The organism is Undibacterium sp. Ji50W (genome assembly GCF_049340445.1).
Classification (GTDB): Bacteria; Pseudomonadota; Gammaproteobacteria; order Burkholderiales; family Burkholderiaceae_D; genus Undibacterium.
Genome location: NZ_JBMPOX010000010.1, coordinates 1 through 26,735, shown reverse-complemented (window position 1 = coordinate 26,735; position 26,735 = coordinate 1). Strand labels below are relative to the sequence as shown.

Genomic DNA, 26,735 nt, shown 5'->3' with positions numbered 1-26,735 from the left:
CCGATGTAACAATACCACTTGCTAATATGATATTTATTTCATGCTAACGAAGCGAACCATCGGCTTAAGGAAAATGTCGGTGTGGAATGCAGCCCTTTTGCACTATCAAGGTCTACTTCTGTTTTATCTCTTGCTGGCGTCTGTGTCATCCATACCGTCCCTGATCCTTGGCTCACCCTGCGCAGCTAAACCCGCCATGACACCGTCTGATGGCGACATGGCGACATGGCGCTATGTTTTTTACTTAGATTTTCCCTTCTCATACTTAAACAACCCACTTCAGCAACACTCAAGACAAAATCAACACCAAATCATGATTGAAAATGCCGGATGGCAATTAAAATACATTATTATTTTTATATTAATGACGATTTATTACCTGTATTTCACGTCTAAATACCGATAACTGCAACAAACCATCCTGGTTTAATGATTAACTTGCAAGAAACTGTAATTAAATTTGCCAGTTAGTCAAAAGCTAAGTAGCATCTTTTTCGCTCCATTGTTTTCCACTACAAGTACTAGTTCAACACGACCTAGCGCCATACTCTACTTATCGAAGGAAAATCCATGAACCTGATTGAACGTGCGAAAAACATCACGCTGACCCCGCAAACAGAATGGCCAGTCATTGCAGAAGAAAGTACCACTACGGCGAGTCTCTACCAGCACTACATTGCGCCACTGTCTGCTATCCCAGCGCTTGCCAGTTTCATCGGCATGACTTTCATCGGCATGAGCCTGCCCTTTATCGGTACAGTACGCACCCCTATCCTGATCGGTATCACGACGCTGGTACTGAATTTTGTACTGGGCTTGGTCGCTACTTATTTGATCTCCCTCATCATCAACGCGCTGGCCCCCAATTTTGGCGGCGAAAAAAATCCCATGCAGGCGCTCAAGGTCACTGCTTATGCATTTACACCAGCATGGGTAGCCGGAATATTGAACATCATTCCCTCACTGGGCATGCTCGGCCTGATCGCCGCGTTCTATAGCGTTTATGTCCTGTACCTGGGCTTGCCTGTGCTGATGAAAGCCCCCAAGGAAAAAACCGCTGCCTACACCGCTGTATCGGTGATTTGCTCCATCGTCCTGATGGTGGTGATAGCTACCGTGGTTGGTGCGGTCGGCGGTGCGTCCCTGTTTGGTTCAGGGGCATTGCGCTCGATATCCAAGTCAGAAGAAGCCAATGGCGCTCTGGGTGAATTGGCAAAAATGGGTAAGCAGATGGAAGAGGCCAACAAAAAAATGGAAGCCGCAAAAAAATCGGGCGATCCGCAAGCTGAAGCGAAAGCAGCCACCGAAGCCCTGGGTACCGTCATGGGTGCCGGCAGCCAGGCTGAAGTGGTCGATAAAGACAAGCTGAAAGCCTTGCTGCCAGATGCCATAGGCGGCTTGAAACGCAGCAGCCTGGAAGGGGAAAAATCAGCCATGGGTGAATTCAAAATCTCCAAAGCGGATGCGCGCTATACCGACGACAGCAACCGCCAGATCCAGGTATCAGTGACCGATACCGGCGGCAGCAAGATGTTCGGTGCCATGTTTGCCTGGGGCATGATGGAACAGGATAAGGAAACCGATGGCGGTTACGAAAAAATGGGCAAGGTCAATGGCCGCCCCACCCATGAACGATTCCAAAAAGATGGTTCCTCTGGCGAATACAGCTTGCTGGTAGCAGGCCGTTTCATTGTTGAAACCCGTGGCCAGAATGTCGATATGGCAGCAATCAAGGCTGCCTCTGCCGCAGTCGGGTATGACAAGCTGGAAGCGATGAAGAACGACGGCGCAAAATAAAGCTTGCTAGTGTAATGTTGCACGCAGATTGCCGCTTATAAAATCGCGAATTTTTCGTTGAGACAAGGAAAAAACCGCAGCAATACAGAGGTATTGCGAGGATTTTTGACGCAGTATCGGCGGAAAAGGCGCATTTTATAAGTGGCAAGAAGTGTGCAGCACTACACTAGGGTACCTATGGCGGCACCCCGAAGGTGTCGCCAGTATCAGCATGATCAGATTATCTTCTGATATTGCCTGAAATCAGAATATATCCCCGCCACACTCTCCACACACGACGATTGCCAGTCTCGCCAGAACGTATATCCTGATTTGCCCACCTAAGCCGTATGGGCCAGGTTTTCGGTATCAAATACAGTCATGCCGCCTTTCCAAAAAGCAAAATGACGTGGATGCAGGTTATACTATTTGCCGACATGGATTGAAGCCTTTATCTGAAATATCAACTTAACCACGCTGCGATATTCCGCAACAAAACCACCCAAACGTCAATCAACATTAATCTTGCATACATAGACAAAGACGATGCTGAACAAGATCAAACAACTTTTTTCCGGCAAAAAAACAATTCCTGATCCAGCGCCATTGCCGACACTGGCACCAGCCGGCTTGCATTCAGTGGCCGCAGAAAAAGACGCCGCCGAACACAAAAAACAAGGTGATCTCTATCTTGCTGATGGAAACCTTACCGCCGCCGAAGCCAGCTACCGCCAGGCAATTGCGCTTGATTCTGGTCTGGCAAAGGTGCACAGTAATCTTGGCTTTGTGATTAAAGAACAGGGCCGCATGGAAGAAGCAGAACCGTATCTGCAAAAGGCGCTGAGTCTTGATCCATCCATCTCGGATGCCCATTATTTTCTGGCTGGCCTGTATCAAGCACAGGGAAAAGCTGCGCTTGCAAAAGCCAACTACGAAAAAGTCATTGCACTGGCACCGGACTTCGAACTCGCTTACCGGGAACTGTGTTTCTTGCTATTCCAGACCGGTCAGATGGAAGAAGCCAGGCAGGTCGTCATCAAGGCACTCGCAATCAGTCCGCAGTCTATTGAATTGCACTCTTACCTGGGGAATATCGATTACGAAAGCAATCAATTTTCTTCGGCAGCAGAAAATTTTAAAAATGCCCTGCGCATTCAGCCAGACAACGCCGACATCCTGACCAATCTTGGTCACGCCCTGTTCAAGATGAATGACCTCGACCAGGCTGTTGCCACGCTGAAAAAAGCGACCGCCACCAATCCCGATTTGCCACATGCTTATCTTTGTTTGGGTAGTGCACTGTACGGCCAGGGTAAATTTGCCGAAGCGATTGCCAGCTTTGAACGTTCGATTTCGATCCATCCCCAGAATATTGAAGCCTATGAAAATCTGGCCTTGAGCTTCATTGCCCAGGATCAGCCGGACAAAGCCATTGCCGCCTGGAGAAAAGTACTGGCAATGAATCCGAATCTTGCGCACATACACAATAATATGGGCGCTGCATCACATGACTTGGGAAAATTTGATGCGGCATTGCAAAGCTGCCGCGAAGCCTTAAGAATCCAGCCTGATTTTGCTGACGCGCTGTATAACCTTGGCAATGTCCAGCATAAACTGAGGCAATACCATGACGCCATCGCCAGCTATCAGAAAGCACTGACCATTACCCCAGATTCTGCGGATACGCTCAACAACCTGGCAATCGTTTACAAGGATGCAGGGCAACTGGACGAGTCGATCAAGTATTGTCGCCAGGCGCTGGTAATCGACCCCGAGCTGGCAGCGGCCTACAGTAACCTCGGCAGCGCCTTGCATGCCCTTGGCCAACTCGACGAAGCGGTAGCCAACTGTCGCCGAGCGTTAGCACTCAAACCGGATATGGCGGAAGCCTACAACAACCTAGGCATGGCACTGAAGGACAGCGAACAGCTGGACGAAGCCCAAGAAAGTTATCAACAGGCACTGAAGTTTGCTCCAGACATGACCAATGCATCATTCAATCTTGGATTACTGTTACTTGCCAAGGGCCACTATGCAAAAGCCTGGTCTTATCATGAATATCGCTACGATAATCGCACCCAACAATCCAACACCATGATGCCGGATGTCCCGTTTCCTCAATGGAAGGGTGAATCACTGAACGGAAAATCGCTGGTGATCTGGCCTGAGCAGGGTTTCGGTGATTACATCCAGTTTATCCGCTACATCAAATTGCTGAAACAAGGCGGTGCCGCCAAAATCAGCATCTTCTGTAAGCAACCACTCAAGGCATTGCTGGAAACCGCTGAAGGTGTGGACAACATCCTGACGGATGGCGATACCTTGCCAGTACATGATTACTGGTGTTTTGCACTCAGTCTGCCCTTCCATTTCAATACCACACTGGAGAGTATTCCTTCCACCTTCCCCTACCTGAAAGTCTTGCCAGAGAGAGTGGAAAAATGGCGAAGCCGCATACCGGATGCGGGTTTCAAAGTTGGCCTGGTATGGAAGGGTAGCGAAGGGCATAAAAACGACAGGAACCGCTCATTGCCCGGCCTGGCAACGCTGACCCCTCTGTGGCAGCTCCCCCACATCAGCTTTGTCAGTCTGCAAAAAGGCCAGGGTGAGACGGAAGCCTTACAGCCAGCGGCCAATCAGCCTATCCTGCCGCTAGGTATGGATATCAAAGATTTTGCCGATACGGCAGCCATCGTCAATGCGCTGGATCTGATTATTTGTGTTGACACAGCCGTTGCCCATATTGCTGGGGCACTCGGCAAACCATGCTGGGTATTACTGCCCAGAATTGGCAGCGACTGGCGCTGGATGCGCCAACGTGAAGATACACCGTGGTACCCGAATACCATGCGCCTGTTCAGGCAAGCTGAACACGGCGATTGGGATGCAGTTATCAGCCGCATTCAAGGTCAACTGCAAGAGCTGCCCGCCTATACCGCCACAGTATCCTGATCTTGCAAAGGAAATCAGCTCTGGAACTTATTTCATATTGCGTGTTTCAGGGCTTGATTTTTAATTGGTTACACAAACCGCGTAAACCGGTCAAACCGGCAACCCCATGCATCAATTCATTGCGCTGAAATTCCCATTCCAGCGTACCACTTAAAGTCACATTGGAATTTTCGACGGTGAAACTGATCTTGTCCTGGTTCAGATAATCGCTGACTTGAATCAGCCGCTCAAGCGCTTGACCAATATCCCTGTCTGTTCTTGCAGCACTAATCGACAGATGAACTTCCACTTCCGTATTCAATGCGATCACGCCGAAAACCCGCATGACTGCCAGTTCCGCGCATTGCTTCTCGAAAAAACTGGCAACCTTGCCACCGAGTTCAACCACGCCATGTTTCACCGTAACCGCGAAATCGGCTGCGGTAATGCCAGTTTCCCAGGCCAAGCCGGCCTGGACATCCAGCTGTATTTCATTATCCGATCTCATACGCCATGCTCCTGGCTCATTAAAAGACAAGCTGTGCTACTTATTGCTATCTTTGATCTTGACGCGTTCAATGACATTGCTGTGAAAGACGTCGTCCCAAAAACTGGTGGTGACACCAAAGAAAACGGGATGTGTATCCAGATGATGATGGCGGGCATGCTGTATTTTTCTTCGCTTCAGCCATGAAGAATCAGCCTGCCAATGATGTGTTGCATGATGGGTGATAGTGTAAAACAGATAGCCCGTGGTTAGCCCCAACGTCAAAGCACTGGCCCGTAACACGTCGCCCAACAACAATGCGGGCGAAAAAACAAAGAACACAATCAAGGTAATACTTAAAATCGTAGGTGTGCCGATCAGGGCGGTGGGGCGCGCATGATGCGTTTGATGCCAGCGCCTGAAAGGTTGCAAGCCATGCAGTATAAAACGATGCAAGAGATATTCGATCAGCGAAGCAGCAATCAACCCTATGCCAAGCAATGCCAGCATCTGCCAGGGATGTGAAAAAGGCGCAGACCATCCCAAAAAGATTGTCAGGCAAGATACCGCTACGCCATATAAAATAAAATCAGTCAGGTAAGCTGCCTTGCTATGTTCCAAAGAGAAAAACGCCATGCTTATGCCATCCGGTTCAGTAATTGATTCATGTCTGAAAAGATAGGCTGATTAGAAAGGATAGTCAGTACGCTGACGTACATAATTTGTGTGCCAGGAAAATCCGTTCGCTGTCAACGTTTGGAATGCGTGAAAGATTTGGAGGCCCCATGTCCGATGATACGTTGAAAGCACGAGCAGGATACCGACAGCAAACCGCTTGCATCAATGACACTGACCTTGCCGCGACTGTATGAAATCAGTTCACGTTTTTGTAAAACGCTGGCGGCCTTGGTGACACCCACCCGCCGTACCCCTAGGGCCAGGGCCAGATACTCGTGGGTAATAAAGAAATGATCTGACTGTAGCCGCTCCCGCATGATCAGTAAGGACCTGGCAAGACGCGCTTCCAGCAAATGAAAATGGCTGCACACTGCTATCTGACTGGCTTCGGCATACAACATTTCAGCATAAGAAAAACACATTTCCTGTATGGCCCTGCTATGTTCCCGCGCCTGACCGAATTCGGCGGCACTGATACAATCCGCGCTACCTGATTGTTGCACGATTACCCGCAAGCCAGAATGTTGATGACTTGCCAGCCCGGAATAACCTAGCATCCCTTCCCGCCCCAACAAAGCAATTTCCAGTACCTGCTGTTCTTTAACTTCTGCCATCAGAGACAGCAAACAGTCATTCGGAAAATAAACAGTATCCATTTTTTCGTCATGACGGTACAACACCGTGCCTACCACAAATGCGTGTGTATGCATCTTTGTTGCCAACACCTTTTGTTCCGCCGCAGGCAACCTGGCCAGCAAATGATTTTTAGAAGGCAATATCACAAGCAGCCCGATCAACTTTTTTTCGATTATTTTTCAGGAAAAAATGCTTTGTGCTATGCACTGTCAAAATACTCGCTTTCTGCATGGAAAAACCAGATTTCAAATCCATCATTATTCTGTCTCCATTTGCACTATATCTATCAACGCGCAGCATGTATAACCTACCCGGCCCGTTCTGATACCTGCATTTCACACCTGCAATTGAAATGCCACCCAAGACAAAATAAACGCTAACCGCAAAAGCGTATGTGCGCTATGCCACGTAATAACAGATTTAATAAGAGCTCACTTCATCCATGATGATGGCACTCCATTGTGCGACCCGGTTATGCAAAAATTTCCTGGCCTGTCAGTCTTCAGCAACAAGATATGGAAGCGTGCGCTGGCGCACTGATGGAATATTGCCTTTCATTTATTCTTGCCGCAGCTTAAAGAGTACGCAAGTCAAAACACTGCCTGATTCAGCACGCATACAGGTCGGCTAGTCTCATGTATTCAATGGCACTTTTTCAGATATTCCTCTTCCCCGCTATTCCTACACCAGAAAGAACATAATGAAACACTTACGTATACTACCTTGCGCTATCGCCAGTATTTTTTGCACGGGCAGTGCTATCGCAGCTGACTACAATCCATCCTGGTACGTCGGTACCAGTATTCACGCAGCAGAAACAGATGAAACATTTGGCGCTGGCAATCGTGGTTATGGTGTCGGTCTGCGCGTAGGCAAACCGCTGGATGAAATGTGGGATGTGCAACTGGGTGCCAGCTATACCCGCTCCAGTGATGGTGACAGACGCTATCAGCAAAATACCCTTGGGGTCGATGTGCTGTATTTATTCTCGCGCAATGCCATACGTCCTTACCTGGTCATGGGTGTGGCTGCAGAACGTGACAGGACAAATAATCGCTTCAGGCAGGCAGACAGCACTTCTCCTTCTGCCAGCGCCGGACTTGGTGTTCAACTGGTACTGAATGATCAGTGGACAGCTCAGGCTGAATGGCGCAAGGTGCATGGCTACCTGCATGGCAATGACTTCGGTTTCAGTCAGGCCAGCAATTCGCAACTGTCCGTAGGCCTGAACTATAGCTTTGATAAACCTGCAGCACCAGTACGCGTAGCAACCTATACAGCACCGCCGGTATATGAGCCTGCTGCAGTGGTAGTACAGGCACCACCACCACCAGCGCCAACCCCGCCGCCAGCACCACGATATGAAAAAATTACACTGTCAGCGACAGAACTCTTCGCTTTCAACAGCGCTCAATTAAGTACACCGCAACCAAAACTGGACAATATTGCTGCCGCACTCAATAGCAATATGCAGATCAATCAGATCGTCATCACCGGCTATGCGGATCGCATAGGGTCAAATCAATACAATCTGAAACTGTCTGAAAAACGTGCCGTTTCGGTCAAGGATTATCTGCTCGGAAAAGGTGTGGCAAGCGAACGCATGAGCGCCAATGGTAAGGGTGAAAGCAATCCTGTGGTTGAATGCAGCAACAAGAAAAGGGCCGATTTGATCGTATGCCTGGAACCGAACCGCCGCGTCGAAATAGAACAGTTTTCATTTGATCAGCGTACCAGATAAGCTCATGTGAACATCTGCCTGAGCATGATGTAGTGATAAAAGGAGCCCAGGCTCCTTTTTCTTTGACTGCATCGAACAGCGGGCAATCTGCCACACCCGCGCTCAGATCTTGTGCAATTGAGGAACTAAAGACGAGGGTGAAAAGCACCCAAAGTGACAAAAAAAAACAGCCATATGGCTGCTTGCTCCGGTTTCAGAAAAACCCCGCTCTTCCTTGTACAGGAAGAGCGGGACTTGTCTCACAGCTGATTTGAAACCGTATTTCAATCTTATTTCAAACGCATATCGTTCTTGACGGAACGAACACCTTTAACGCCGCGGGCAATGCTGACCGCTTTGTCGATGTTGGCATTAGAAGTAACGAAGCCGCTGAGCTGTACTGTACCTTTAAAGGTTTCGACATTGATCTCCATCGATTTCAAGCTAGGTTCATTCAGTATTTCAGCTTTGACTTTGGTGGTGATGACGGAGTCATCGATATATTCTCCTGTACCTTCACGTGTAGGAGTGGCTGCACAGCCGGCGACGGCCAGCAATGATGCAGAGAGTATTAATGTGATGACGCGTTGAGTGATTTTCATTTTTGACTTTCAGAATGATAGAGGTGAATTTAAAAAACAACAAAGAATAAAGGACAGGTGTCAGTGGACTGCAACAGTTCACCTCTTGCCCTTCAGATCAGAATTACTTACCGAATTTCGTTTTTGCTGCCGTGACGCAATTGTCTTTTCCTGCACCGGCCAGGGCATCGCATTTTTCAATGGCGACCTTGTATTCAGCATTGCGTTTGTCGTCGTTGGCGTCCACGCGTGCTTCAATCACTTTTTTGTCTGCCTTGGCATTGGCAACCGCAGCGATCTTGTCCGAACTGGCTTGTTTGACACAAACATCTTTTTCATTACCGGTCGCGCTGCCGCACTTGGCTTTTGCTACATCGTAGTCAGCATCCGCAATATCCTTGGCGGCACTGGTACGTGCAGCCAGGGTATTTTTGTATTCTGCAGTGGCATTTTCTTCTGTATGCACCCGCGCAGATTTGGCTTCCGCAATACACACATCTTTCGGATTGCCGGCGATAGTGTCACACCTAGCTCTGGCAAGTTTGTATTCCGTCGCAGCCGCATCTTTCGCTGCGGTATAAGTAGCAGATTTTTCTGACGTAGCAGACCAGGCTGCGCTGGAAAATGCAGCCGACAACACCATTAACATGGCCAATTTCTTGTTCATTTTTTGTCCTCTTTAGAGTGAATATCCAGTGAACATGATCTACGGGATATAAATAACGCGTCGGAGAAGTCCGATGCCAAATTGTGCTATTGGACATAGTTCACTTCTGTACGGTATCGAACATAGATCTGTTTATTTTTACAAAACCTGTTTTTTCAAAAAACCATGGCTGTTGTTTTGTGCGGCAACGCACAGACCCGACTAGGGAAACCCAATAACTTCGATATATGTGGAGTGGCAGATAAAAGATGAACAAACGTTTTCATGCAGGACGGGCTAGTCGATCAAAACTGACGAATAATTTTTTACTACACGCCATCGCACTATTTTTTTGGAATTCTGTCATTCATTTCTCTTCCAGAATAGGCAACACCACCTCAACCAAGGAAACAAGTTATGAACAAAAATCAAATCAAGGGCACAGCCAAAAACATTGCCGGTAAAGTGCAAGAAAACACCGGTAAATTGGTCGGCAACAAAGAACAGGAAATAAAAGGCCAACGGAAGCAAATCGAAGGAAAAATTGAAAAACCCTTAGGTGATGCGCAAGAAGCCATCAAAGATATCGTCAAACAATAAGTTGTTGAACTTCGGGATACCAAGATAGTCCTCTCATTGGAGAAACGGTCATGAACACAAGCACTGAAAATATGCAGTCTTTTGATGACGCGTCTGAAGAAATGATGACGCCACCCGTGCAATTCAAACGCCCTTCCACCAGGCGTGGTGATATCAGAAAAAATTCTGGTTGGAAACGGGAAACAAGCAAAGAGCAAAACAATCAATCCGTCTCCTGGGTATTGGAAAGTGAACTGGTATCGAATATGTCGGCCGGCAGTTCCATGGGTATGGCGGTGGGTGGCACCCTGGGCATGATCAATGCCACGCTGGCTGTCTTGATATCGCCATTTGTCATACCTGGAATCAATCTGCTCATCACACAACCTATTGGGGCAGCAGTCGCGGGAGCCCTATTCGGCGTTATCTTGGGTGGGTTGGTAGGTGCCTTGCTCGGTTGGGGTATTTCCGATGTCAGGTTACAACAATTTGAACGAGACCTAGAAACAAAGCAACATTACTCACCTTCGTCCACCAGTACGATGAATGAAGAACATCTTGCGGAAGAATGGAAAAACCAGCGCGGTGAATACGCCCGCATGTAGGTCCAGATGTGGCCACATAAGCCCACATAGTCCTATAAAAGGCCAATGCACAAGCAAATCAGTTGTCTTACGGAAGACCGACTACCGACAGGAAGGGGAGAGATCATGAAAGCCAAGCGAGAAGCGTACATAGCCAGCATCAAGACCCAACTTGACGAATTGAATGTCAACCTGGCAGAGATAGAAACCAAGATAGCCAGCACCACCGCAGCAGCGCATGCGCAATATGCAGAAGAAATGATGAAACTGCACAAGCAATCGCAACAGGTTCAAGATAAATTGGCCGAAGTCAAAGTGGCCAGCGAAGAAACCTGGGAAGGCATGATCAACAGCACCGAAAAAGTCAGGGATGCGTTTATCAATTCATTTCGTTTCTTCAAGGAACAGTTGAAAGACAAACCATGATCTGCGGTTTAGGGCAAGGGCAAGGGCAAGGTCAAGCTCAAAGCCAAGACTACGGGCAGGAAAAGTAATTACCACCTGGATAAACCGAGCTTTTTTTCAGCATGACCATTTGCAATTTTAAAATTTTATTGACCATATCCTGTGGCCAATATGGAGATCTTGATGAGCACTATTCTTCTTGTTGTATTGATTCTGGTACTGATCGGCCTGTTTCCCTCATGGCCGCATAGCAAATCCTGGGGTTACGGTCCCAGTGGCATCACCAGCCTTGTCGTCATCGTACTCATCGTACTGCTGCTGACGGGCCGGATATAACTCAATTAAGGGCTTACGCAAAATCGTGCTGGCAAGGCGTCAGCGACGACGACAGTACTAAAGTACGGCTAGGAGCTGCAACGCAGGCAGGGCGGTTTTTCGTAAGTCCTATCAATGATTCTTCACTCAATGGAGCTAGTATGGAAACGAATACAAAAATCAATGTTATACGTGCACTGATCTTGATGGCACTACTCGGTACCGCAATACTGATGAGTGCGGCGCACGGTGCCGAACAGAATGAAGTGACGCAGCAAGGCGATCCGGCCCGCTGGTATCAGGAAGAAATGACACCGATGGCCTATTTCAAGACGCTGAAAAAAGAAGCAGAAGCGGTATATCAAGAATCTTCCGGTGCATGCAAACAAATGGAAAAAAAGCAGGTAGGCCCGTGCCTGCGTGCTGCCAAAGAAACCTTGCAACAGGATATGGCTGCGGCATATAGCAAATCCGGTATCAAGATGCGTTGATACGCAGAACTCGTTCACACCGGTTCACGTCCAGGCTCCTTGACATAAGCAATACTAACTTGATGCAAACAGGCGCAACATGCGCCTGAACTTCCTTTGATGACAGGAAAACAGCATGGCGCGTCACATCCACTCTATCCGCTTAGCTGTCCCACTGGCCGTGGTGCTGGTTTTAAATGCCTGCGCGACGCTGCCGGAAGTCAATTACCTGGATGCGTCCGATGTTGATACTGTTGGCAACAACAAAACTGTCCCTACTGTCAAAAACGCGAACGGCGTATTAAGCAACAAAAAGACTGTCGCCCTGATGCATCAACGCTGGAAAAATTTCAGCCCGGACCAGGCCGCCCTGGTGGCACAGGAAGAATCTGTCACTGGCAGTCCACTGATATCAGGCAACCAAGTCACGCTGCTATTCGACGGGCCACAAACCATGGCTGCCATGATGGAAGCCATCAAAAAAGCAAAAAGCCATATCCATCTGGAAACCTATATTTTTGACCAGGATGAATTGGGAATAGCATTTTCTGATCTGCTCATTGCACAGCAACAAGCTGGCGTGCAGGTCAGTATCATCTATGACAGTGTGGGGACGATAGGCACACCACAAAGCTTCTTCGACAAAATGCAGGCTGCCGGCATACAAATGCTGGCGTTTAATCCCATCAATCCAGGCAAATTACACGGCCCCTGGGAACCAAACCGGCGTGATCACCGAAAAATCCTGATCGTTGATGGTGAAGTTGCGTTCACAGGCGGTGTCAACATCAGCGCTAGCTATGCCAACAGTTCCCTGTTTCGTTCAAAGAATAAAAACCCGGCTGCGGTAGGATGGCGTGATACGCATATCAGGATAGAAGGCCCGGCGGTGGCTGCATTGCAGTGGGTATTTCTGGACACCTGGACCAATACCGGTGACGTGGCTCTGCCAGAAAAAACCTATTTCCCGCCATTACAAAACCGGGGTAACAAGATGGTCAGGGTGCTGGCCAGCGAACCTGAGGGTAATCCGGCAATTTATAAAGCTTACATGCTGGCTATACAGGAAGCCAGCACGTCGATTCATATTACTTCAGCTTACTTTGTTCCTGACGCCCAGATCCTGCGGGCCTTGATCGCTGCCGCAAAGCGGGGTGTGGATGTCAAAATCATTATGCCAGGCGTCACCGATAGCGGGTTGGTGTTCCATGCGGGACAATCCTTTTATACCGAGATGCTGAAAGCGGGGATCAAGATTTATGAATTGCAGATTGCCGTCTTGCACGCAAAAACCGCTGTCATTGACCAGGTATGGTCGACGGTCGGTTCAACCAATATTGATACCCGCAGTTTTTTGCATAACAAGGAAGTCAATGTCGTCGTGATTGATACAGAATTTGCGTTGTCCATGGAAAATGCGTTCAATGAAGACTTGCGACTGTCCCGCGAAATACAGATGGAGCAATGGCAACAACGGCCCGTGACGACCAAATTGAAGGAATGGCTGGCAAGACGCTTTGAGTATTGGCTTTAAGCATTGCCCGGTCAAACTGCACCGGGCACAGAGCTACTTTTTGATGGCCAGATTATTGACCACACTGGTAACCCCTGAAACGCCTTTGGCAATACTGATGGCGCGCTGCGACTGGGCATCGCTATCAACAAAACCGCTGAGCTGAACCTCGCCCTTGCGCGTGACGACAGAGACATCCATACTTTTCATCTGTGCATCACTCAGCAGTGCTGCTTTCACGCCAGTTGTAATAACACTGTCATCAATCTTGTTGCCGACGGTCTGCACGCCTTCTTTCAGGCTCATTTTATTATCAACTTTTTTGACTCCCTCGATCGTCAGTGCCACGACCACGCTGCGATCGATCTGGGCCTGATTGTCGGCGAATCCACTGAGCAGGACTTCACCTTTGCGGGTTTCTATTTTCACGTCCATACTTTTTACCGTATCATCTGCCATCAAGGCGGTTTTGACCTTGGTGGTAATGACAGAGTCGTCAATTTCAACGCCTATGGTGGTCGCGGCATTGGGTCCATTGGTATCTGCGCCTTTATTACAGGCCATCAGCGTCAATAACAGGCTGACAGAAATAGCAGGCAGAATATATTTGGTTTGGCAAAAATTTGTCATCATTCCTCCTAGTAGACTATTGCGGGATTAAGCTGGCGCTGCTGCATTCCCCTATAGCGGATTTGGCACGTACTTATAGGGGAATGTATCAGTGGACGGTAAATTAACGCGGAGTAGTCTTGCCATTAGCGTCTGACAAAACAATTTCAACGCGGCGATTCAACTGGCGGTTTTGCGCGCTGTCATTTTCTGCTGCCGGATAAGCCTCGCCATAACCACGTGTGGCAATGCGGTCACGTGCTACGCCCATCAATACCAGTGCACTACGCACAGCACCGGCACGTCGTTCTGACAGGTCCTGGTTATGTGCTTTAGAACCGGTGTTATCGGTGTAACCTTCTACCAGCACCGTTCTTTGCATATTACTTTGCAAGACATCAGCCAGTTTCTGCGTCGTACGCATACCGTCTGGTGTCAATTTAGCCTGATCGATACCAAACAGTACGTCACCCAGGGTGATGATGATGCCACGTTCGGTGGTCTTGGCCTTCAAATCTGCCAACTGGGCTTCCAGCGCTGCATTCCGGCCTTGCATCTCATTGGCTTTCGCTTGTTCATCCAAGCTGCGTTTTTGGGCATCGCTTGCTTCGGCTTGTGCTATTTGCGCAGCCAGCCTGGCTTGCTCTGCCTGTGCTTTTGCCTGGTCGGCTTCATTGGTTCGCTGATCCAGACGTATCTGGTCACGTGTTTTTGCAGCCGCAGCGACACTGGCTTCTGCCATTTTCTGTTTGGTCAATTCCTGCGCCACTCCTATCTTCTGCTTCGCCAGATAAGCAAGGCGATCTATTTTTTCCGAACTTTCATCGTTCTTTGCAGCGGTATTGGCGTCATCCATCGCTACAGTTGCCTGACGCATTTCCAATGGTGCAAGGGTAATTATATTGGGATTATTTTGTGCTGCCTGATAATCCATGCGCGTTTGGTCCAGCAAGCTGGTGGTCTTTGGCATGCTGCTACAGGCAGCGAGTACAAGGGTCGTCAGCAATGCTGCTGGCAAGAATATTTTCTTCATGATGGTTTCCTGAGTAATTGGTAGTGAAAAACTGCGAGAGTGGTTATACGTCGCCGGGCTGCTTACTATTTATTGGTATTGGCGCGGTTCAGTTCTTCCCGCAAGACACGGATATCGTCCTGTAAAGCATTGGCTGCTTTTTCTGCCTTGGCAGAATTTGCCTTACCTTGTGCCAGCTTGGCATCAGCCTGTGCCTGGGCGGCAAGATCACTTGCCAGTTTGTAGTCTTTGGCTTGCATGGCTTTATTTGCCAGTGCCATCTTTTCACGTGCCGAATTCATCTCGACAGGCGCAAATTCGGTGCCGCCCGCAACGGCAGCGTTATCTACCGCTTCTTTGGATACTGCCACTTCTGCAGTAGCAGGTGTCTTCATGCTGCTGCAACCAAGCAATACAGTCATTGCGAATGCACCACTGATGCAGTATTTGAAATTTTTATTCATCATTCTCTCCATTAAATATCGACGTATCAATCAGGTGTTCTGTGCTTGTAGCTTATCGTTATAGACCTGGTGCCTGCCCGGGTCTGTACGCTGGCGCACATTCCTGAGCCACGTCATTCATGCCATGCAATGTTCGGTAGCGCACTTACAGAAAAAGGGCTTGCCTATAGCATTCAGATAACACCCATACACAGCATGAGCAACTTCCATTCGCTCCCTTACCCAGGCTGTCTGCCATATCAACTCAAGCAGGAAGACCAGGCATATCGCATACAGGACGGGCAACGTCTGAATAGCTGAGGCTTCTGCAAAACAGAAAGAAGTGAGTGCTTTGAAATCAGCAAAAACAATGCTTTCCGCCAGCCTGCGCTATTTGAAAAATAGTTGGAAAAATGGGCAAATGCGACTGGGTTCGTACATGACTACCAGTGCCGCAGAATTACCCTTGCGGGCAGATCTGTACAGTGCCCTGCAAATGGAACAGCACGGCCGCATACTTGCCAACAGCCATAAGCTGAGTTCAGTATTCGGCCGGGATCAACTACTGTCACGACTGGCTGACAATCAACTTATCATCATGAACACCTGCAGTCTGCTGACCGAAGCCGTCAAGGATGGCCAGCAGGTGACGCCCGCAGCAGCATGGCTGCTCGACAATTTTTATCTGATCGAAGAACAGATACGTACTGCCAAGCGTCACTTACCAAAAAATTACAGCAAAGAGCTGCCACGCTTGCTGCGCGGCAGTGCTGCCGGCAGGCCACGCGTCTATGATATTGCGCTGGAGACTATCTCGCATGGGGATGGCCGGGTTGATCCGGAAAATCTGAGTCGTTTCATCAGCGCCTACCAACTGGTTTCTGTCCTGAAGCTGGGTGAACTATGGGCTATCCCCATCATGTTGCGTCTGGCCCTGATAGAAAATCTGCGGCGCGTCGCCACCCGCCTGACCAATACCCACAAAGACCGCGATCTGGCAGCATCCTGGGCGGACAGAATGACAGAGACTGCCGACAATGATCCCAGCAACCTGATATTGCTGGTGGCGGACATGTCGCGTTCACACCCGCCTTTGGAAAGTTCTTTCGTGGCTGAGATGGTCAGGCGCCTGCAAGGTCAGGGGCCGGCGTTGGCCCTGCCCTTGAACTGGCTGTCACAGCGTTTGGCAGAAACCGGCCAGACCATAGAACAATTGGTGCATCAGGAATCGCAACAACAGGCTGCCGACCAGATTTCCATCAGCAATAGCATAGGCAGTTTGCGGTTTCTTACCGCCATGGACTGGCGTGAATTTGTAGAAAACATGAGTGTCGTTGACCGCTGTCTGCGTGACGACCCTGCCGGTATCTATGGCAAGATGGATTTCGCTACCCGTGATCTGTACCGGCACGCTGTCGAAAAAATTGCCAAACGCAGTACCCTGTCCGAATCCGAAATTGCCAGCAATGCCATCCGTTATGCGCATGAATACGCAGTAAAAAAAGGAAGTGCTGACCGCAGCGCCCATGTAGGTTATTTCCTGATCGGCAAAGGTGTGGCAGAACTGGAACGCTCGGCCGCCATCCACCTGCCCTTGCCAGAATTAATACAACATGCAGGACGAGAATCAGCATTCAGCATCTACATAGGCAGCATCGCCATTGTGAGTTTGCTGACTACCGGCCTGCTATTTGGCCTTGCCAGGCAATATGCTGCCAATGTCTACATATTGGTGGTGTTTACCCTGGTCAGCCTGTTGGCCAGCAGCCAGTTTGCCCTGAGTATGGTGAACTGGGTCATCACACTGATTGCTCTGCCGCGCCCACTGCCGCGCATGGATTTCTCAAAGGGCATACCGGTCGAATTCAGTACCCTGGTTGTCGTTCCATCGCTGCTGATCGATCTGGAAAATATTGATAATTTGTGTGATGCCATGGAAATACGTTTTTTGGCGAACAGTGACGCCAATCTGCGTTTTTGCCTGCTAACTGATTTTACGGATGCCAATCAGGAACATCTACCTGACGACGCCCGCCTGCTGGATCGCATAATCCAGAATACGATGGAATTGAATCGTAAATATCCGCGCCCTAACGGAGATCATTTCCTGGCCATGCACAGGCCCAGAGTATGGAATCCGCAAGAAAAAATCTGGATGGCGTATGAGAGAAAGCGCGGAAAACTGGGTGCCCTGAATAGCTATCTGCGTGGCGGTGGCGACCAGGCCTTTACCTGCATTATAGGTAACGCCAGTGGTCTGGAGCACATGAAGTATGTCATCACGCTGGACACCGATACTGAACTCCCGCGCGATACGGCCCGAAAATTTGCAGCAGCCATGGCACATCCCTTGAACCGTGCCAGCTACGATGAAGATAAAAAGAGAGTTGTCGAAGGCTACGGCATTTTGCAACCACGGGTGGCAGTCAGCCTGCCGGAAAAAGATGCCTCTTTCTATGAATTATTATGCAGCGGTGAAGCAGGTATCGACCCGTATACACGCAGCGTATCGGATGTCTATCAGGACGTGTTTGGAGAAGGTTCCTTCGTAGGCAAAGGTATTTACGATATTGATATCTTTGAGCATGCGCTGAAAGACCGCATGCCGGAAAACCGCATTCTGAGCCATGATCTGCTGGAAGGCTGCTACGCCCGCGCCGGTTTGCTCAGCGATGTGCAACTGTATGAAGAATATCCATCTTCCTATCTGGCCGATATCAGGCGCAGACATCGCTGGATACGTGGTGACTGGCAAGTCGCTTCGTGGCTGTTGCCCAAAGTCCCTGGCATGGGAAAAACCCGGCATCCCAATGCGCTGTCCCCGCTGTCACGCTGGAAGCTGCTGGACAATTTGAGACGCAGCCTGGTACCGATTGCACTGACCATATTTTTCATCATTGGCTGGAGTGCCATCAGCCATGCATGGTTATGGAATGCGGCGATCATGGGCTTTCTGTTAGTCCCATCGCTCAGCGCTTTTTTCCTGAGCCTGTTTCAACAGCCTGACGACGTCTTCTTTCGTCAGCATTTGCTGTCACTGATCCGTTCAACCAGGCAGCATTTTGTCCAGGCCTTTCTGAACCTTGTATTCTTGCCTTTTGAAGCCTGGACAAATGCCGATGCGATTATTCGTACCCAATGGCGGGTAGTAGTCAGTCGCCGTCATTTGCTGGAATGGAGTCCCTCTGTCATCAGCAACCACCAGAACGGCAACGATATATGGGGTTGCATACGTCGCATGTGGGTGGCACCTGTGCTGTCCCTGCTGGTATTCACCGGATTAATGCTGGAAAGAAGTACTGCCCTGGCAGCGGCCTTGCCCTTTTTGCTGCTTTGGGCAGGTTCACCACTGCTGGCTTATCGCATCAGCCGTACCCAGACCAGGCCCGATACCCATCTGTCTGCGTCGCAAACCACTTTTCTGCATGTCCTGTCACGCAAGACCTGGCTTTTCTTTGAAACACATGTCGATGCCGAAGATAACTGGCTACCCCCTGACAATGTGCAATTTCAACCAGTTGCTGTCACCGCACACCGCACCTCGCCAACGAATATGGGATTGTCTTTGCTGGCCAACCTGATCGCCTATGATTTCGGCTACATACCGGCTGGGCAGCTGTTGCAGCGCACACAAAATACCTTTGGCAGCCTGGCCAAACTGGAGCGTTTCCAGGGTCATTTTTATAATTGGTATGACACCAAGACCCTGAGCCCGCTGCTGCCACTGTATATATCCACGGTGGATAGTGGCAATCTTGCTGGGCATTTGTTGACATTGCGACCCGGCCTGCGCGAGCTGATAGATGCCCCTATCTGTCAACCCAGGATATTTTGCGGCTTGCGCGATACATTCCATCTCTTGAGCCAGCAGCTCAATGGTGAAGTGCCAGAGCAACTGAGCAGTTTTGCAGCAGATCTGGATATCCTGTGCCTGACCTCTGCCCAATCCATGACTGTCATCCATGACTGCCTGCGCAGATTGACCTCCCATGCTGATGTTTATTTCAGTCATCTGAATCTGGCCAGCGATACGCCTATCCACATCTGGGCATCTGCATTAAGCAAACAATGTCATGCACAACTGGATGAAATCATCTTTCTGGCCCCCTGGGTCAGTTTGCCGAATCCGGCCAAATGGATGCAGGCCTACCCGGAACTGGATGTCATTCCCAGCTTGCAGACGCTGGCGAAACTGGTCGATACCATGTCACCGCTGGAAAAAGACAGTCTTGCCGTCAATCAGCCCACAGAGATGGAGCGTTCAAATAACAGCCTGGCTATGCTGGTCAGCGAAGCCAGTCAGCGCGCTGCCACACGTATCCTGCAAATTCAGCAATTGGTACTGCAGACTGGTGAATTTGCCCGGATGGAGTATGACTTCCTGTATGACGCCACGACGCACTTGCTGACTATCGGTTACAACGTGCATGAAAGACGACGGGATGCAGGCTGCTATGACCTGCTAGCGTCAGAAGCCAGGCTGGCGACATTTGTCGCCATTGCGCAAGGGCAGATTCCACAGGAAAGCTGGTTTGCACTGGGAAGACAGTTGACCATCGCTGGCGGTGAACCCATCCTGCTGTCATGGAGTGGTTCGATGTTTGAATACCTGATGCCACTGCTGGTCATGCCAAATTTCCAGAATACCCTACTGGAACAGACCTATCGCTCGGTGGTGCAGCGACAGATAGAATATGGGCAGCAGCGCAATGTTCCCTGGGGCATTTCCGAATCGGGTTACAACACTTTCGATGCACAGTTAAATTATCAGTATCGCGCATTCGGTGTGCCAGGCCTGGGCTTCAAACGCGGCCTGGGTGATGATCTGGTGATTGCACCTTATGCATCGATGATGGCGCTGATGGTGGTACCAGAACAGGCCTGCAGCAACCTGGAACAATTATCCAGCCAGGGCTTTGAAGGAAAATTCGGCTTTTTTGAAGCAATAGACTACACGCCTTCACGCCTGCCACGTGGCCAGGCATACACGGTTATCCGTTCTTTCATGGCCCATCATCAGGGTATGGGATTATTGTCGCTGGCCTACCTGCTGCTGGACCGTCCTTTGCAAAGACGCTTTGAATCAGATCCGTTTTTCCAGGCGACCATGTCGCTGCTGCATGAAAGGGTGCCGAAAGCCAGCGCCACTTATTCAAATACGACAGAACTGGCCGATATCCGTACTGGCCATGCTGGTCAGGAAATGCCTTTACGGATACTCCATCACGTCAACACCAGGACACCCGAAGTCCAGCTGTTGTCCAATGGTCGCTACCACGTCATGATCAGCAACACCGGTGGCAGTTATAGCCGCTGGAATGATTTGGCCGTCACCCGCTGGGCCGAAGACAGCACGCGTGATCATTGGGGTACTTTCTGTTACGTCAGGGACGTGGAGAGCGGACGCTATTGGTCTACTGCCTTCCAGCCATGCCTGGTGACATCACCGAATTACGAAGTCATTTTCTCGGAAGGTCGGGCAGAATTCCGTCGCAGCGACAACAACCTCGACATGCACACCGAAATTGTGGTGTCACCGGAAGATGATATCGAATTACGCCGCACCCGTATTGTCAACCGTTCACGCAGTCGCCGGACCATAGACTTTACTACCTATGCAGAAGTGGTACTGGCACCCGCCGCCGCCGATGCGATGCACCCTGCTTTCAGCAAGCTGTTTGTGGAAACCAAGATCTTGCCGGCGCAGCATGCGATAGTATGCGCGCGCCGCCCGCGCTCGGTCGATGAAAAAGTACCCAGTATGTTCCACCTGATAGCGCTGCATGGCGCGGGGATGGACAAACTGTCCTATGAAACCGATCGCGCAAAATTCATAGGGCGTGGCAACACACTGGAAAAACCAGATGCAATGCGCATCGGCAGACTGTCTGGCAGCCAGGGTTCCGTGCTGGACCCGGTGGTTGCCATCCGCTGCCAGATCACACTGGAAGCAGAACAGATCATCACCATTGATGTGGTCACCGGTATCGCTGAAAACCGCGATCTCTGCCTGGCATTAATCGAGAAATATCAGGATCAGCATCTGGCTGACCGGGTGATAGAACTGTCATGGACCCATAGCCAGGTGGTCTTGCGACAATTGAATGCCACCGAAACCGATGCCCAACTGTATGGCAGGCTGGCTAATTCGGTCATTTATGTCAATCCCTTGCTGCGCGCAGATGCCAGCGTATTGATACGCAATCTGCGTGGTCAGTCAGGCTTATGGAGTTATGCCATCTCGGGCGACCTTCCTATCGTGCTGCTGCAAATCAACCATCAGGATAATATAGAACTGGTACGGCAACTGGTGCAGGCGCATGCGTATTGGCGCTCCAAAGGACTGGCGGTGGATCTGGTGATCTGGAATGAAGATCATGCCAACTACAGACAGGCATTGCAGGACCAGATTATCGGCCTGATCTCTTCTGTGATCGGTACCCATGCAATAGAGAGACCCGGTGGTATTTTTGTACGCCTGGTAGAACAGATTTCCAACGAAGACAAAATCCTGTTTCAATCAGTTGCCCGTGTCATACTCAGTGATAACCGGGGTACGCTGGCAGAACAATTGAACCGCCGTGATCTGCTGGAAGTACGGGTACCCAAGCTGGCACCGACCAGGTCTGCGTCGTATGACATTACCCATGCCACAACTGCTCAGGAAGCAGCGAGAGAGCTTTTACATGCCGACAATGGACTTGGTGGTTTTTCTAAAGATGGCCGGGAATATGTCATCACCACCAGTGCAGCCCGGACCACACCGGCCCCCTGGGTCAATGTATTGGCCAACCCACATTTTGGCAGCGTCATCTCGGAAAGTGGCCAGGCTTATACCTGGGCTGAAAATGCGCATGAATTCCGTCTTACCCCATGGAACAATGATCCGGTCTGCGATAGCAGTGGCGAAGCTTTCTATCTGCGCGACGAAGATACCGGCGCCATCTGGTCACCGACTGCCCTACCCTGCCGCGGCAGTGGCGAATACACCACGCGGCACGGTTTTGGATACAGCATCTTCACCCACGTAGAGCATGCTGTCCAGACTGAACTGACGGTCTTTGTTGCCCTCGATTGCGCCATCAAATACAGCATCCTGCGGGTACAGAATCTCTCGGAAGAACAAAGAAACCTGTCCGCCACCGGCTATGTGGAATGGGTACTGGGTGATCTGCGCCCCAAATCAGCCATGCATATCGTTACCGGCATTGATCCTGCCAGCGGTTGCCTGGTGGCACGCAATCCCTACAATACCGAATTCCATGGTCGTACTGCCTTCTTTGATATCGACAGCAATAACCGCAGTTATACCGGTGACCGTAATGAATTCATAGGACGCAATGGTCATCTGCAGCAACCGGCAGCATTGGAAAGAGTACGCCTGTCCGGTAAAACAGGGGCCGGCCTTGATCCCTGTGGCGCTTTACAACTTGCTTTCGAACTAAACCCTGGCCAGGAAAAAGTCATGGTCTTCATGCTGGGCATGGCCAATGCCTCGCAAGCCAATATCACCCCGCTGATACTCGAACGTCGCGGCATCGTGGCAGCAGAACAGGCTTTGGCCAAAGTGCATCAGTATTGGCGCGACACCCTGGGTGCGGTGCAGGTCAATACGCCGGATCAGGGTTTGAACATACTGGCCAATGGCTGGCTGCTATACCAGACCATCGCCTGCCGCTTGTGGGCACGCAGTGGTTATTACCAGTCAGGTGGCGCATTTGGCTTCCGCGACCAGTTGCAGGACAGCATGGCGCTGGTACATACGCAACAAAAACTGGCCAGGGAACAATTGCTACTGTCCGCCGCCCATCAGTTCAGCGAAGGCGATGTACAGCACTGGTGGCACCCACCTTCAGACCGTGGGGTACGCACCCACTGTTCGGACGATTATCTGTGGCTGCCACTGGCGGTGGCGCGTTATGTGATCGCCAGCGGTGATCGCGGCATTTTGAACGAACAAATCTTTTATATCGAAGCACGGGCGGTGAATCAGGATGAAGATTCCTATTATGATTTGCCGATCCGGTCCGCGCAATCTGCCAGCCTGTACTCGCATTGCGTGAAGGCGATACAGCACGGGCTGCGCTTTGGCAGCCACGGCCTGCCCTTGATCGGTTCCTGTGACTGGAACGATGGCATGGACAAGGTAGGCCATCTGGGTAAAGGTGAAAGTGTCTGGCTGGCATTCTTCCTGCATCAGGTATTGACGCGCTTTGCCGACATCGCACGCCAGCAGCAAGATCACGATTTTGCTGCCCAGTGCAAAGACCAGGCCGGGCTACTCTCTAAAAACATTGATGAACATGCCTGGGACGGTGACTGGTACCGGCGTGCCTATTTCGATGATGGCAGTGCATTGGGTTCGGCACACAATGTGGAATGCCAGATCGATTCGATTTCGCAAAGCTGGGCTGTGCTGTCCGGGGCTGCCGATCCCCAACGGGCATTGCATGCCATGCAGGCAGTTGATCAACGATTGGTGCGTCGCCAGGACCAGATCATACAATTGCTGCAACCGGCCTTTGACCATTCTGGCCAAAATCCCGGCTACATCCGTGGCTATGTCCCCGGCGTGCGCGAAAATGGCGGTCAATACACCCATGCTGCCATCTGGACCGCCATGGCCTTCGCCAAAATGGGGGATGCAGTGCGTGCATGGGATGCTTTTCAAATCATCAATCCCATTAACCATGGCAATTCTGTGCCTGCCATCGCCCGCTACAAGGTGGAACCGTATGTGGTGGCGGCCGACGTGTATGCGGCAGAACCGCATATCGGCCGCGGTGGCTGGACCTGGTACACCGGCTCTGCCGGCTGGATGTATACCTTCATCATGGAATCGCTGCTGGGGCTCAAACGCGAAGGTAATCATCTGTCCTTCACCCCCTGCGTACCGGCTGACTGGAAAGACTTCAGCATGCGCTATCAATATCTGAACACGACTTACCAGATCAATATCAAGCTGCGGGACGTTGCGTATGGACAAACCATGCTATACGTAGACGGTGCCGCCATGGCGAATTTATCAATGAATCTGCTGGACGATAAGCTGGAACACAGGGTGGAACTGGATTATGTGCGTACTACTGAAAAAGCCTCATCAGTGATCCCGACTAATTGACGGAAAATGCCAGCCTTGCAAAGGCCGGCATTTTTTATCATTACCGGGAATAAAAACAGGCCGTATGCTATTGCAAGCATACGGCCTTGGTGTCATCCATCACCCGTGATGGGTGCACTAGTAATCAAACGCCAGGATTACAACCTCGGGTCACCATTGCGATTGACAGCAATGGTTGAACCCGGAGGCGAACTCATTTGTACACGGTGCTCTACACCACGGTAGTTATAAGTGACATCCCAATATTCAGGCTTGTTGTTGGCCGTGGTTTCACAGCGGCGTACATCACGCTCGTAATTGCTGCCGTTATTACGACCGACATTGGCACCCAGTGCACCGCCAGCTACTGCACCACCGGCTGTGGCCAGATCACGACCTGTACCACCACCTACCTGATGACCAAGAATGCCACCTATCAAGGCACCGGCAATGGCACCACCAACATTCGGATCACTACGTTCGGCCTGCACTTGCTGGCGTTCTATCCAGCAACGCTCACTTGGCGGGCCAACCACGGCGCGTACCGATGTGACAGGTGCTTCGTACATGCTTTCATTCGGACGACGACGGTATTCATAGTTGGGGGCACTCATGGGTGCCGGCGCTTCATTTTCATAACGGCCATTGCCTCTCAGAGGCCGCACGGATGAGATGCGATTATTCATGCCCATGCCTGACAGGGTATCGTAACTGCCTTGGCGCAACACCATGCAACGACCGCCAAAATTGGCGTCATCACAGACTTCCCAGCGCCCGCTCGTCACAACCACCGAGGAGGCCAGGTCATTGAAACCGCTGTTGCGAAAATTAGACTGCTGTCCGTTGACATTAAAAGTCCGGCCACGAAAGCCCTCCCCCTCGTAAAAAGTGATTTGAGCACTCGCATGTGCAGCCAGAAGCAGGCCAGATAAACCACATATCAACTGTATTTGCTGTTTCATTTATTTCTCCAGGGTAGAAGTCAAGACAAGAATTAACACCATACAGGTGCGTTCCGCCAGATTTGAAAGAGAGCCTTATCGGCATGGAAAATTATCCAGACGCAAACGCCATGCACATCAGAATCTTCTGAAACCTCTTTGTTGTCTGTTCGCTGGCGTACATATCAGTGGACTGTCACAAGTGGACGAGATTTTTATCCCCCTGCTGATCAACAAGAATCGAAGCCGGATACCAGTCAGGGCCAATAAATTTATTGTCATTAAGTTATGGATGCAATTCACAAACTGTGCATTTTCTTCGTGCAATTCATGAAGGGCGGTTCTCCCCGCCTAAGTTATAGCGCACCTGGTAGCCGGGCAAAGGTACAATTGATCAAGGCTCTTGGCGGCTAGTCGACCGATCAAATGACTGCACAATGGATTTTTGACTTGTATCTATGCACTACGCCAAGCGCTGTATCTATCGTGCTAGCTTCATCTGTCGCAAAATCTGAGCCGTTAAACCATTAACCCAGTCTGCAAGGCAATAATATCGTGTCAGAACCTGTTGACGATCTGTAGCGAGCTAGCGTTTGCGCATCAGCGGGGTAAGGGTAACAAAAACGCAGCGCAAAAAGCGGAATGTACTCTAAGTACATGAGCATTTTGAGCAGCGCATGAGCTCCGATCACGCACGCACAGTAAGATCGCAAACAGGTTCTCAGATAGCGTATCGGCGTCAGGCAAACGATAGACAGAATTTCTCCATCCATTCCAAAAGAAAGCACACCATGATCAAACTGAAAAAACTGATGCAGGCACTGTTGATTACTTCCATCGTTGCCGCAGGTAGCGCCAGTGCCGCAGACACAACTGCCGCGACTGAAAAAGATCCTGTACGCTCGACCTTGCTCGAAAGCAAGGAGAAAAACAAGGGAGTCACCGTCCATACCAACGGCAATAACATCGCCATGGTCGTCACTGGGCTGGACGACAAGTATGTCATCGGACGCAACCAGCAAGCCAGCCGCATCATCATCCGGCTTGATCGCATTGATGGTATATCCGCAGCATTCTGACCCCTTGCGTCGATAGTAATGTTACTTATCAGTGGACTGTATCAGGAAATACCGGCATGCCATGCGGGAGCCAGGCCGTCATTTTGCTAACGCCTGGTATCATCGGTGTGTGTCAAGGTAGTTGTCGCCTCAATTTAAATTAAGCAGCCTTCATGTACGCCTTTTCTTCTACACGAGCCTTCTCTGGATTGAGATAGACGCTGTCCCCCAGTGACCAGTTCCGTGTTTCT

At 50.3% G+C, this 26,735-nt stretch carries 21 protein-coding genes; 12 read left to right on the top strand and 9 right to left on the bottom strand.

Going from position 1 to position 26,735, the window contains the following annotated elements:
- Positions 1 to 79: 79 nt before the first annotated feature.
- From ACO0K9_RS15375 to ACO0K9_RS15365, 3 genes are all read left to right on the top strand, one after another.
- On the top strand, positions 80 to 406 hold the full coding sequence (locus tag ACO0K9_RS15375; RefSeq protein ID WP_422986394.1) for a hypothetical protein: 327 nt from the start codon (positions 80 to 82) through the stop codon (positions 404 to 406).
- Positions 407 to 570: 164 nt separating this feature from the next.
- Entirely contained in the window at positions 571 to 1,797 is a 1,227-nt protein-coding gene (locus tag ACO0K9_RS15370) for a Yip1 family protein (protein WP_422986392.1), read from the top strand.
- Positions 1,798 to 2,322: 525 nt separating this feature from the next.
- Positions 2,323 to 4,728 carry a tetratricopeptide repeat protein gene (locus ACO0K9_RS15365; RefSeq protein ID WP_422986390.1) on the top strand — a complete coding sequence of 802 codons (2,406 nt, stop codon included), beginning with the start codon at positions 2,323 to 2,325 and terminating at the stop codon, positions 4,726 to 4,728.
- A gap of 46 nt (positions 4,729 to 4,774) precedes the next feature.
- On the opposite strand, the gene ACO0K9_RS15360 is transcribed toward ACO0K9_RS15365, so the two are convergent.
- The 3 genes from ACO0K9_RS15360 to ACO0K9_RS15350 all read right to left on the bottom strand — a co-directional run bounded on the left by ACO0K9_RS15360 (position 4,775) and on the right by ACO0K9_RS15350 (position 6,582).
- Positions 4,775 to 5,215, bottom strand: a complete 441-nt coding sequence (locus ACO0K9_RS15360; RefSeq protein WP_422986388.1) for a BON domain-containing protein — start codon at positions 5,213 to 5,215, stop codon at positions 4,775 to 4,777.
- Between the two features lie 36 nt (positions 5,216 to 5,251).
- Complete coding sequence (locus ACO0K9_RS15355) at positions 5,252 to 5,830, bottom strand: sterol desaturase family protein (RefSeq protein WP_422986386.1); 579 nt, start codon at positions 5,828 to 5,830, stop codon at positions 5,252 to 5,254.
- Between the two features lie 113 nt (positions 5,831 to 5,943).
- The gene (locus tag ACO0K9_RS15350) at positions 5,944 to 6,582 is read right to left on the bottom strand and encodes a Crp/Fnr family transcriptional regulator (RefSeq protein WP_422986384.1); all 639 of its coding nucleotides are present in this window, start codon (positions 6,580 to 6,582) and stop codon (positions 5,944 to 5,946) included.
- Between the two features lie 626 nt (positions 6,583 to 7,208).
- Here ACO0K9_RS15350 and ACO0K9_RS15345 point away from each other — a divergent pair.
- A complete protein-coding gene (locus ACO0K9_RS15345) occupies positions 7,209 to 8,249 on the top strand; it encodes an OmpA family protein (RefSeq protein ID WP_422986382.1) in 1,041 nt (346 codons plus the stop codon).
- A 269-nt stretch (positions 8,250 to 8,518) separates the two neighbouring features.
- Here ACO0K9_RS15345 and ACO0K9_RS15340 read toward each other — a convergent pair whose 3' ends face one another.
- Both ACO0K9_RS15340 and ACO0K9_RS15335 read right to left on the bottom strand, forming a co-directional pair.
- Positions 8,519 to 8,830, bottom strand: coding sequence for a BON domain-containing protein (locus tag ACO0K9_RS15340; protein WP_422986380.1), 312 nt, complete (start codon positions 8,828 to 8,830; stop codon positions 8,519 to 8,521).
- Between the two features lie 103 nt (positions 8,831 to 8,933).
- A complete protein-coding gene (locus ACO0K9_RS15335; RefSeq protein WP_422986378.1) occupies positions 8,934 to 9,476 on the bottom strand; it encodes a hypothetical protein in 543 nt (180 codons plus the stop codon).
- A 396-nt stretch (positions 9,477 to 9,872) separates the two neighbouring features.
- On the opposite strand from ACO0K9_RS15335, the gene ACO0K9_RS15330 reads away from it, so the two are divergent.
- From ACO0K9_RS15330 to cls, 6 genes are all read left to right on the top strand, one after another.
- Positions 9,873 to 10,055 (top strand): CsbD family protein, encoded by a 183-nt coding sequence (locus ACO0K9_RS15330; protein WP_422986376.1) that lies wholly within the window; start codon positions 9,873 to 9,875, stop codon positions 10,053 to 10,055.
- A 50-nt stretch (positions 10,056 to 10,105) separates the two neighbouring features.
- Complete coding sequence (locus ACO0K9_RS15325; RefSeq protein ID WP_422986374.1) at positions 10,106 to 10,639, top strand: hypothetical protein; 534 nt, start codon at positions 10,106 to 10,108, stop codon at positions 10,637 to 10,639.
- Positions 10,640 to 10,744: 105 nt separating this feature from the next.
- Positions 10,745 to 11,044, top strand: coding sequence for a hypothetical protein (locus ACO0K9_RS15320; protein ID WP_422986372.1), 300 nt, complete (start codon positions 10,745 to 10,747; stop codon positions 11,042 to 11,044).
- 162 nt (positions 11,045 to 11,206) lie between these two features.
- Entirely contained in the window at positions 11,207 to 11,359 is a 153-nt protein-coding gene (locus tag ACO0K9_RS15315; protein ID WP_422986370.1) for a DUF3309 family protein, read from the top strand.
- 140 nt (positions 11,360 to 11,499) lie between these two features.
- Positions 11,500 to 11,829, top strand: coding sequence for a hypothetical protein (locus tag ACO0K9_RS15310; RefSeq protein ID WP_422986368.1), 330 nt, complete (start codon positions 11,500 to 11,502; stop codon positions 11,827 to 11,829).
- A 115-nt stretch (positions 11,830 to 11,944) separates the two neighbouring features.
- Positions 11,945 to 13,342, top strand: coding sequence for a cardiolipin synthase (gene cls / locus ACO0K9_RS15305; protein WP_422986366.1), 1,398 nt, complete (start codon positions 11,945 to 11,947; stop codon positions 13,340 to 13,342).
- A 33-nt stretch (positions 13,343 to 13,375) separates the two neighbouring features.
- Here cls and ACO0K9_RS15300 read toward each other — a convergent pair whose 3' ends face one another.
- From ACO0K9_RS15300 to ACO0K9_RS15290, 3 genes are all read right to left on the bottom strand, one after another.
- Positions 13,376 to 13,951 (bottom strand): BON domain-containing protein, encoded by a 576-nt coding sequence (locus ACO0K9_RS15300; protein ID WP_422986364.1) that lies wholly within the window; start codon positions 13,949 to 13,951, stop codon positions 13,376 to 13,378.
- A gap of 103 nt (positions 13,952 to 14,054) precedes the next feature.
- Positions 14,055 to 14,963 carry an OmpA family protein gene (locus ACO0K9_RS15295; protein WP_422986362.1) on the bottom strand — a complete coding sequence of 303 codons (909 nt, stop codon included), beginning with the start codon at positions 14,961 to 14,963 and terminating at the stop codon, positions 14,055 to 14,057.
- A 65-nt stretch (positions 14,964 to 15,028) separates the two neighbouring features.
- Positions 15,029 to 15,406: a DUF4398 domain-containing protein gene (locus ACO0K9_RS15290; protein ID WP_422986360.1), complete on the bottom strand. Its 378-nt coding sequence runs from the start codon at positions 15,404 to 15,406 to the stop codon at positions 15,029 to 15,031.
- Between the two features lie 418 nt (positions 15,407 to 15,824).
- Between ACO0K9_RS15290 and ACO0K9_RS15285 the strand changes: the two genes are divergently transcribed.
- Entirely contained in the window at positions 15,825 to 24,506 is an 8,682-nt protein-coding gene (locus ACO0K9_RS15285) for a GH36-type glycosyl hydrolase domain-containing protein (RefSeq protein ID WP_422986358.1), read from the top strand.
- Positions 24,507 to 24,643: 137 nt separating this feature from the next.
- On the opposite strand, the gene ACO0K9_RS15280 is transcribed toward ACO0K9_RS15285, so the two are convergent.
- The gene (locus ACO0K9_RS15280) at positions 24,644 to 25,447 is read right to left on the bottom strand and encodes a beta/gamma crystallin-related protein (RefSeq protein ID WP_422986356.1); all 804 of its coding nucleotides are present in this window, start codon (positions 25,445 to 25,447) and stop codon (positions 24,644 to 24,646) included.
- Between the two features lie 770 nt (positions 25,448 to 26,217).
- On the opposite strand from ACO0K9_RS15280, the gene ACO0K9_RS15275 reads away from it, so the two are divergent.
- The gene (locus ACO0K9_RS15275) at positions 26,218 to 26,505 is read left to right on the top strand and encodes a hypothetical protein (protein WP_422986354.1); all 288 of its coding nucleotides are present in this window, start codon (positions 26,218 to 26,220) and stop codon (positions 26,503 to 26,505) included.
- Positions 26,506 to 26,735 lie beyond the last annotated feature (230 nt).

Coding starts and splice junctions, on each gene's coding strand:
- ACO0K9_RS15370 (WP_422986392.1), top strand. CDS start 571: ATGAACCTGATTGAACGTGCGAAAAACATCACGCTGACCCCGCAAACA.
- ACO0K9_RS15365 (WP_422986390.1), top strand. CDS start 2,323: ATGCTGAACAAGATCAAACAACTTTTTTCCGGCAAAAAAACAATTCCT.
- ACO0K9_RS15360 (WP_422986388.1), bottom strand. CDS start 5,215: ATGAGATCGGATAATGAAATACAGCTGGATGTCCAGGCCGGCTTGGCC.
- ACO0K9_RS15355 (WP_422986386.1), bottom strand. CDS start 5,830: ATGGCGTTTTTCTCTTTGGAACATAGCAAGGCAGCTTACCTGACTGAT.
- ACO0K9_RS15350 (WP_422986384.1), bottom strand. CDS start 6,582: ATGCATACACACGCATTTGTGGTAGGCACGGTGTTGTACCGTCATGAC.
- ACO0K9_RS15345 (WP_422986382.1), top strand. CDS start 7,209: ATGAAACACTTACGTATACTACCTTGCGCTATCGCCAGTATTTTTTGC.
- ACO0K9_RS15340 (WP_422986380.1), bottom strand. CDS start 8,830: ATGAAAATCACTCAACGCGTCATCACATTAATACTCTCTGCATCATTG.
- ACO0K9_RS15335 (WP_422986378.1), bottom strand. CDS start 9,476: ATGAACAAGAAATTGGCCATGTTAATGGTGTTGTCGGCTGCATTTTCC.
- ACO0K9_RS15330 (WP_422986376.1), top strand. CDS start 9,873: ATGAACAAAAATCAAATCAAGGGCACAGCCAAAAACATTGCCGGTAAA.
- ACO0K9_RS15325 (WP_422986374.1), top strand. CDS start 10,106: ATGAACACAAGCACTGAAAATATGCAGTCTTTTGATGACGCGTCTGAA.
- ACO0K9_RS15320 (WP_422986372.1), top strand. CDS start 10,745: ATGAAAGCCAAGCGAGAAGCGTACATAGCCAGCATCAAGACCCAACTT.
- ACO0K9_RS15315 (WP_422986370.1), top strand. CDS start 11,207: ATGAGCACTATTCTTCTTGTTGTATTGATTCTGGTACTGATCGGCCTG.
- ACO0K9_RS15310 (WP_422986368.1), top strand. CDS start 11,500: ATGGAAACGAATACAAAAATCAATGTTATACGTGCACTGATCTTGATG.
- cls (WP_422986366.1), top strand. CDS start 11,945: ATGGCGCGTCACATCCACTCTATCCGCTTAGCTGTCCCACTGGCCGTG.
- ACO0K9_RS15300 (WP_422986364.1), bottom strand. CDS start 13,951: ATGACAAATTTTTGCCAAACCAAATATATTCTGCCTGCTATTTCTGTC.
- ACO0K9_RS15295 (WP_422986362.1), bottom strand. CDS start 14,963: ATGAAGAAAATATTCTTGCCAGCAGCATTGCTGACGACCCTTGTACTC.
- ACO0K9_RS15290 (WP_422986360.1), bottom strand. CDS start 15,406: ATGAATAAAAATTTCAAATACTGCATCAGTGGTGCATTCGCAATGACT.
- ACO0K9_RS15285 (WP_422986358.1), top strand. CDS start 15,825: ATGACTACCAGTGCCGCAGAATTACCCTTGCGGGCAGATCTGTACAGT.
- ACO0K9_RS15280 (WP_422986356.1), bottom strand. CDS start 25,447: ATGAAACAGCAAATACAGTTGATATGTGGTTTATCTGGCCTGCTTCTG.
- ACO0K9_RS15275 (WP_422986354.1), top strand. CDS start 26,218: ATGATCAAACTGAAAAAACTGATGCAGGCACTGTTGATTACTTCCATC.